This is a genomic window from Arthrobacter sp. 10T413_2, assembly GCF_056394205.1.
In genome coordinates, this window is the sequence record NZ_JBFTHK010000197.1 from 1 (window position 1) to 7,317 (window position 7,317).

At 68.4% G+C, this 7,317-nt stretch carries 7 protein-coding genes and 1 pseudogene; 1 reads left to right on the top strand and 7 read right to left on the bottom strand.

Features of this window, described 5'->3' with window-relative positions; translation table 11 throughout:
- From AC1DBQ_RS20110 to AC1DBQ_RS20130, 5 genes are all read right to left on the bottom strand, one after another.
- Positions 1–1,898 (bottom strand): DUF222 domain-containing protein (locus tag AC1DBQ_RS20110; RefSeq protein WP_476930189.1); only part of this gene is annotated, 1,898 nt, incomplete at its 3' end.
- Between the two features lie 119 nt (positions 1,899–2,017).
- Positions 2,018–2,785, bottom strand: coding sequence for a YqjF family protein (locus AC1DBQ_RS20115; protein WP_476930190.1), 768 nt, complete (start codon positions 2,783–2,785; stop codon positions 2,018–2,020).
- Between the two features lie 102 nt (positions 2,786–2,887).
- Positions 2,888–3,277: a DUF1622 domain-containing protein gene (locus AC1DBQ_RS20120; RefSeq protein WP_476930191.1), complete on the bottom strand. Its 390-nt coding sequence runs from the start codon at positions 3,275–3,277 to the stop codon at positions 2,888–2,890.
- A 51-nt stretch (positions 3,278–3,328) separates the two neighbouring features.
- Complete coding sequence (locus AC1DBQ_RS20125) at positions 3,329–4,240, bottom strand: SDR family oxidoreductase (protein ID WP_476930192.1); 912 nt, start codon at positions 4,238–4,240, stop codon at positions 3,329–3,331.
- A gap of 145 nt (positions 4,241–4,385) precedes the next feature.
- Positions 4,386–5,279 (bottom strand): MSMEG_6728 family protein, encoded by an 894-nt coding sequence (locus tag AC1DBQ_RS20130; protein ID WP_476930193.1) that lies wholly within the window; start codon positions 5,277–5,279, stop codon positions 4,386–4,388.
- 145 nt (positions 5,280–5,424) lie between these two features.
- Between AC1DBQ_RS20130 and AC1DBQ_RS20135 the strand changes: the two genes are divergently transcribed.
- Positions 5,425–5,997: a hypothetical protein gene (locus AC1DBQ_RS20135; protein WP_476930194.1), complete on the top strand. Its 573-nt coding sequence runs from the start codon at positions 5,425–5,427 to the stop codon at positions 5,995–5,997.
- A gap of 133 nt (positions 5,998–6,130) precedes the next feature.
- On the opposite strand, the gene AC1DBQ_RS20140 is transcribed toward AC1DBQ_RS20135, so the two are convergent.
- Positions 6,131–6,784 (bottom strand): transglycosylase family protein, encoded by a 654-nt coding sequence (locus AC1DBQ_RS20140; protein WP_476930195.1) that lies wholly within the window; start codon positions 6,782–6,784, stop codon positions 6,131–6,133.
- 256 nt (positions 6,785–7,040) lie between these two features.
- Positions 7,041–7,317 (bottom strand): annotated as a pseudogene (locus AC1DBQ_RS20145) (ABC transporter); the annotation flags it as partial.

Genomic DNA, 7,317 nt, shown 5'->3' on the forward strand with positions numbered 1-7,317 from the left:
GCACAGCCCCGGTCCCGGGCGATGAGGGCCTTGCGGAGGTGAGGCGGGAAGATCCGGGACGCCCGGCCGATGTCCAGGATCCGTCCCTCACCCCCGAGCAAGACCGGGATGATGTCGGCGTCGCAGGCGATCTTCCGGACCGTGGAGGCCGTGACGGGCCCGGTGAACAGCAGCGATCCCGTTTCCCGCACCGCCCCGGCGGGCCGGAACGCCCCACCGGCCGTTTCCTGAGCTTCTGCCGGGCCGCTCTGGCCGTCGGTGGTGGTGCCGAGCCGGGCCAGCAGGTCCCGGTAATCGATGGTGACCATCACCTGGGGCCGGAGCCCGCCCGCGGCGGGCAGGCCCCCGGTGGCGAGKGCGATCCCGCAGGCACCGACCAGGCCGTCCAGCAGCCGCTGGGCCCGGGACCGATGATCCAGCCCCGCCGCCCCCGGATCCTCCCCCGACACCGGCTGCCCCGCTACGGCGGGGGCGTCGTCCGGAACGGCATGATTCCCCGGGGCGGCCGCCTGGGCATCCGTGTGAGTCGACACGCCGCCGGCCCGGGCATCACAGGCCCACACGCCCGCGCCGGCACCCGTGACCGGCCACTGACCGCCGGCACCGGCCGCGGCGGCGGGTCCGAAGCTCGAACGCTCGCCGGCGTGTGTGCCGACGCCCCAGCCGTCACGGGTCGGCTCATTGGCGGCCCACCCCACGGCGAAAGCGGCGCCGGCGGGCTCGGCGGCCCAGCCTTCAGAGGCCGCAGCGCCACCGGGAGTCGTATCAACCGTCCGGCCGTGACCGGCCGCCGGTCCGGCACCCGCGACCCAGCCATCAGCGGCGGCGACACCGGTGGCGGAGCCCTCAGCGCCGGCCGCGGGGACCTCGGCGCCGGCGGCGGGTGTGTTTGTGGTGGCGGTGCGGGGGTTGGTTCCGGTGTTCATGACCGTGAGGAGGTACTCGAACTGTTCGGTGGTCGCGAAAATCTCAAGATGGTGCAGGCCGTGGCGCCGGCGCCGGATGAAGGCGCCCTGMAGCTGRCGCAGCAGCTCCTCGGASGGCTCGGCACCGTCCTGATCCAGCGCATCSGCCCAGCCCCGGGCSACCCGGGCCAGGAAGTCCGCATCGTTTTCCGCCGCCGTGCGCGTCAGGGCATGCTCCATCCGCGCCAGGGATCCGGCGTCACAGACGTGCCGGACCTTCTCCAGCGCCGCCGTGATGATCGTCGCGGCCCGCGATGCGACCTCCCCGGCCGCGACCGCCGCACCAAGCTCCGCATGCACCGCCGGGACGGGCTGGCCGGTGAGTCCCCGGCGGGGCAGCACACCCCCGGCCAGCGACAGCCGGCGCTTAGCCTCCGGCGCACAGATCCGCAACAGCGCCCGGAGGAACTCCGCCGTGTTCCGATACCCGTCATCCACCACCGCCGCGTCACCGGCCGCATCCAACGGCACACCCTCCCCGGCCAGCGCATCGGGCGAAGCCGCGGAACCGGGCACCCCGTCGATTCGGCCGTCGGCCGCCGCACCGCTCACCCCGCCGGACGATGCGCCACTGGCGGCCGCGGTTCCGGGGGCCTCGTCGCGCCAGCCCGTCGTCCACGACGTGCCGGCCCCCGCCGCCGTCCTCGCCGCCGCCGCGGAGGACTGCTTCCTGGTACGGTCCACCGCGCCGGCCGCCACCAGCTGCAAAAACTCCACCCGGCGCGAGAGCTCCTCCACACCCCCGGCGAAGTCCGACGCGGCCCGGAAATCCCACAACGCCGCATCCTGAACCGCCGTCGAACCCACAGCCTCCAGCGCGGCCAGGGCAACATCCACACCCGACCGCCGGGCCGGATCCGTACCGTGACTCGTGTCCTGGTCCGTGCCCTGCCCGTCGTCCCCGAACGGAATGAAATCCCTGGCGGCTTCCATGAAACCAGTCTCCTCCGGGGGTGTGACAGTTTTAGCGGGAACCGTGCGGGAACCCATTGGCGCCGCGGAGCGGTTGCCCGGCCGCCACGATTTCAGGGCACGCGGGCCAAAGCGGAAGGTCAGTGTGCGCGGGTCAGGACCCGCGGCCGGCCAAACTGCGTGCGCACTCCGGGCGAGAAGAGCACGGACTCCGGCGGCCTGCCGACCTCAATGCCGGCAGCGCGCACCAATTGATCCTCCAGCCGGGTCACGTGCGCCCGGTACAGCGGCCACGCGCCGTGCCCGTTCGGAACATAGAGGGTCTTGCCCCTAAACCGGGAATGCAGGCCGAACCGGGCCGTCAGGTGTACTGATAACGGGTCGGTCGCCTCGACGTCGAACTCCGGGACGACGGCGAAATCACTCTGAGCGCCTCCACGGAAACGCCGCACCACGTAACCGCTCTGGGGCCTTCCCATGCCGGCGGCTCCCAGCTCCCCGCGTGGCACGGCATCCCCACCGGCGAAGCTCGCGCGAGACCATACATAGGGAATCCCGGCGGCCCGCGCAGCGAGCACCACCGCCAACCGMGACGCATCCAGGCTGAGGAAGACTACTCCCCGGGTGCCGTCCGGTTCCCGGGAGTAGAGGCGCACGTTGATCTCGGTGAAGCTTCCGAAATACGGGATACCGGGTCCGCGGCCCAGACCGGCGCCTTGCATTCGAAAACCGATGAGTCCMACCCAGGCGGATCCGTCAAAGCTGTCCGGGACAACTCCTGGAGGCATGAACGACGCCGMCACCGGCTCAGGGATTCGCCAGTGCAGGAAGACAGCATCGGTCCAGCGTTGATCCATGATGATCGGGCGCGGAAGCTCGGGTGCGGCGGGCCAAGGATCTAGGTTCATGTGAATTTTCCTTCCTGCAAGCTCCGTAGTTCAGCGCCCCMAACTTGAACGTCGGCTCAGTTCAGATGTCGCCTCAGTTCGGCGGCGACGTCTGGAATGGCTTCAGCCAGTCACGKAGGAGGCCGATGGACCTCCGCGCTGGCTCTGCCAGGGCCAGCGTCCGGTGATTTCCAGCTCGAGCGAGAAGCTGAGGAAGGTTCGAATGAGCACAATAATGCCCAGCACGCCGACACCCTCGAAGGTCGGTGTGACGGCGACCGACCGGATGATGTCGGCCGCGACCAGCAGCTCCAGACCCAACAGGATGGACCGGCCCAGCAGTTKCCGGTAGGAGCGGTAGACGGTCAGCGGCGCGGAGCCCGCCGGCAGCCGTTCCGGCTGATAGCCCCGCAGCGCCAGGGGGATGGATATGACCGCGCCGATCACCATGACGGCCACTCCCGCGAAATCCATGAAGCTGCCGACCGTCTCAATAGTGTGCTGAAGATCCATGGTTCCCCTCATTGAAGGTGTTAATGACGTGTGCGGTGATCGAAGCAGGCCTTAGGGGTGCCGGACGCCGACCCCGGCAAGAATGGCCCGGTAGCCTTCGCGGAAACTCGGGTACTGAAACTCGAAGCCGGTGCTGCGGAGCAGGGCGTTGCTCGCCCGCTTGTTGCCACCCCGTGACGGTTCCCGGCCCGACGTCGAAGTCCCGCCCGAAGTCGAAGCCGCGTCCGATGCGTCCGCCAGCTCCGACGCCGGCTGGGGGAGCCCCAGCTCGGCCGCCAGGAAGCCCAGCACGTCACCGAGCTCGGCCGGTTCGTTGTCGACGCCTATATACACGGGCCCGGGAACCGCATCCATGGTGCACAAGTGGACGATTGCCGCGGCGGCGTCGTCCCGGTGGATACGGTTGGTAAAGCGCGAAGTCGCCGGAATGACGGCCGTTCCGCCGCGCACCTGGTCGATCAGCCGGGTCCGGCCGGGGCCGTAGATGCCGCCCAGCCGCAGCACGACCGGGGTGATGCCGGTGCCGGTCAAGCGGCTGTAGAGGAGTTCCTCTGCCTCGCGGATGATGCGGCCCGAGAACCCGCCGGGTTCCGGCGTCGTGCGTTCATCGATCCAGCCGCCGTMGGCGTCACCGTAGACCGCGGTCGAGGACACAAACAGGATTCGGCGGACGCTGGCGCCGGACGCCAGAACGGCATCCAGCACGTGCGCGAGACCATCCACATAAGCGGTCCGGTAGGCGTCTTCCGTGGGGGAATCGGCGGCAATCGCGACGACGACGGCGGTAGTGTCCGCCGGGACGGCCGGCAACTCGCTCGAACTCAGGTCCGCCGCGACCCCCTCAATGGCAGCCGGAAGCTTGCCCGGCGAGCGACGCCAGCCCACCACACGGTGTCCGGCGGCCGCGAAACGCAGCCCGGCCTCAGTGCCCAAATCGCCGCAACCGGCCAAAAGTACAGTCATAGGGCCAGTCTGCCAGCCTTCACGAGGAGCTACGCACAGGCCCGGGCAAAACTTGAACTGAACTTGTGGCCCACTGAACCAGCGGACCCGACGCCAGGCCCCGACGCCAGACCCCGCCCGGCGTCGTTCGGCTGTAGCCGTTCGGCTACCTCGCCGGAATCGGGAAGAAAGCCCGCGGGTCCTGCAGCAGCGCCGGGTAATCGAAGGCCGAGCGGTCCACGATCTCGTCGACCTGGAAGTTGCGCGCGAACTGGCCGTCCACGGTGATCGGACGGCCCAGGACCTTGCCGATGGCGAAGGAGGTGCCGCCGTTGACCGGGATGGCGACCACGGAGTTGCCCGGAAGGGTGGTGAACGCATCTTCTTGCTGCTGGCGCTTGCGGGTGGGCTTCTTGACGAGCTGCTTCGGCGGCAGCTTGCGTACCTTGGGGCGGCGGGAGCCCGAATCGGCGTAGACGAACTGGTAGTCGTCATCGGCCGCGGGCTTGGCGCGTCCCACGGGCGGCAGGCTGACAGTCTTCAGCTGCTCCGGTTCGGTGTCGCCGAGCGGCAAGCGCAGGACCCACGTCCGCTCCCCGGCAGGATCCTCCGGCACGAGCTCGAGCCTGGGCTCCGGCCAGACATACTCCAGGTCCGGGTCCGTGCCCGGGAAGACCTTGGTGTAAAATCGCGGATCCTTGGCGATCAGCCGGGACCGGTGGCTGAGGTGGAAATCCGGCTCGCCCAGCCACGGCGGCATCGGAATCTTGGCGGCGTAGTCGGGGTGGGCCGCCTGCGGGGCAAACTCCATGATCTTCGCGCGGGTGGTGTCCTCGCCGCCGCGGGCCGTCCATTCATCCACCACGGCCAGGCCGTACATCGTCAGCGCGGGGACGTACCCCATCCACATCCGGATCGCCGGGTGCGACTGCCAGCCATACTCCGGGATCACCAGCGCACGCAGGATCTGCAGCGCTTCAACACGCTGCTTGCCGAGCCGCTCGCGATCCAAAACCGCGGCGCTCTGCTGGAAATCGGGGAAGGGGAGGAAAGTCTGCATCTCTCCAGTTTGAGGCCACTCGACGAATCCACCAATTGCACAGGACCGCGCGTGCGCATGTTCACATTTTGGAATGAAGCAGACAGGTCATTACGAAGGGGCGTAATATAGCAGGACCCCATCAATGCMGCCCGGAGGACACGCCATGAATCCAGCCCCTGTTATGCCGTTCGTGCCGAAATACGGCCAACTGCTCGGTCCGGAAGCGAACGGCATTCTCGTGCTGGAGGAAGTCATTCTTGACCCGGTGGCGGCCCGCAACGAACTGCACGGCTTCCGCGCCGCAATGGCATCGGTCGCGCTGACCATGCGGCGGATTCTGGCATTGCGCCTCTTCATCGCCGTCGTGGCGATCGCCAACCTGCCCCTCTTTTTGCTCAACACGGGCTGGTGGATTTACGTCGTCTCACTGACCCTGGTGGTCGCCGTCCACGCCGCAGTGTCCTGGCTGAACCGGAACGAGCCGCGGATCAAGCAGCGCCGCATGCTGGAACTGCACCTGCACCGGGAGCGGAGCGACAACTACCGCAAGGTCCGCGACGCCGTGAAGTACGTCATCGACGCCCCTGCGCGCGTGAACGAAAACCTCTACCTTGAACTGCTCGCCGCGAAGCGGGTGGCCMTGCACCTGGCTATGGGTACCGTGGCCCTGCTGGACACGAGCGACGACGCCGCGTGGAAACTTCAGATTGTCCGCGAACTCCCGCAGGCCGCCTAAGCCAGCACGGCTCACCCGAKAAGCACGGCTCACTTAGGAAGCACGGCTCACTCACGCACCACGACGCCGGAGCGTCCCCTCGCGGGATTGCTCCGGCGGCGTGCGTTAAGGGCGTCGTGCTTTAGCGGGTGGCCTATCCGGGAAGCTGCAGGACCTRGCCCGGGAACACCAGATGGGGGTTGCTGATGGTCGCAGTGTTCGCGTCGGCCAGCAAGCGCCAGCCTCCGGCAATGTTGAGCTTCTCGGCGATCGTACTCAGGGTTTCGCCGCTCCGGATGGTGTAGGTCTGGCCACTGACTGATACCGGTGCAACATGGCGGGGTGCCGGGACRGTTGCCTTGAGCGCTACATTCCGCGCAGGCACCCTGGCTGGGGCTGAAACCGCGGCGGGCTGTCGTGAAGTGGTTGCGGTCTGCGGAGCCCCGGAGCCTCCGCGCAGGCCCAGCTTCGCGGCGCAGGCGGGCCATGCGCTCCAACCCTGCGTGGCCTGCACCTTCTGGGCGACGGCGATCTGTTGTTCACGGCTGGCATTGGCCGCAGACCCTGTTCCGCCGTAAGCGGCCCAGGTGCCGGGGCTGAACTGCAGGCCGCCCGCGTAACCGTTTCCGGTGTTGGTGCCCCAGTTGCCGCCACTTTCGCATTGGGCCAGGGAGTCCCACGTGGAGGCGGGGGCTGTGGCCGGGGCGGCCGCGTTAGCTGCCGAGGCCGACAATGCGACGCCTGCAATCGAGACAGCCGCCAGAGTGATGCCGCGGCGCACGGCAGTGCCATAGGTGGATTTCTTCATGGTTCAGATGCTCCTGAGGGCCACCGGCGCTCGGTCCGTCCCCGGACGTTGTCGCGCCACTGCCCGCCCCTGACATTAGAGGTCATTACGGTGTCTACCGGTCGGGCAGTATCTGGTGGTGGCAGCACCGGGCATTCAATACCCGGTTGCCGGGCATGCAAACCAGATTAAGGCAGGGGCCGTCCGTTATCAAGACGTTATTTTTCCCGTTTCTGCCGTTATCATCCCGCCGCTGACTCACGCGAACATGTTCGCGTCAGCCCCCAAGCACCGCGGCCAGGTACGGCGCCGTCCGGCTCGTCCCGGAACGCGCGACGGCGGCGGGCGTCCCGGTTGCCACGATCTGACCGCCGGCGTCGCCGCCGGCCGGCCCCAGATCGATCACCCAGTCCGCGGCGKCCACCACATCCATGTCGTGTTCGACCACGATGACGGTGTTGCCGGCGTCCACGAGCCGGTGAAGCTGGGCCATGAGGAGTTGGACATCGGCYGGGTGCAGGCCGGTGGTGGGCTCGTCCAGCAGGTAAAGGGAG

Bases quoted from the DNA above. Each gene is read 5' to 3' on its own strand.
- AC1DBQ_RS20130 (WP_476930193.1), bottom strand. From the start codon at position 5,279: ATGCAGACTTTCCTCCCCTTCCCCGATTTCCAGCAGAGCGCCGCGGTT.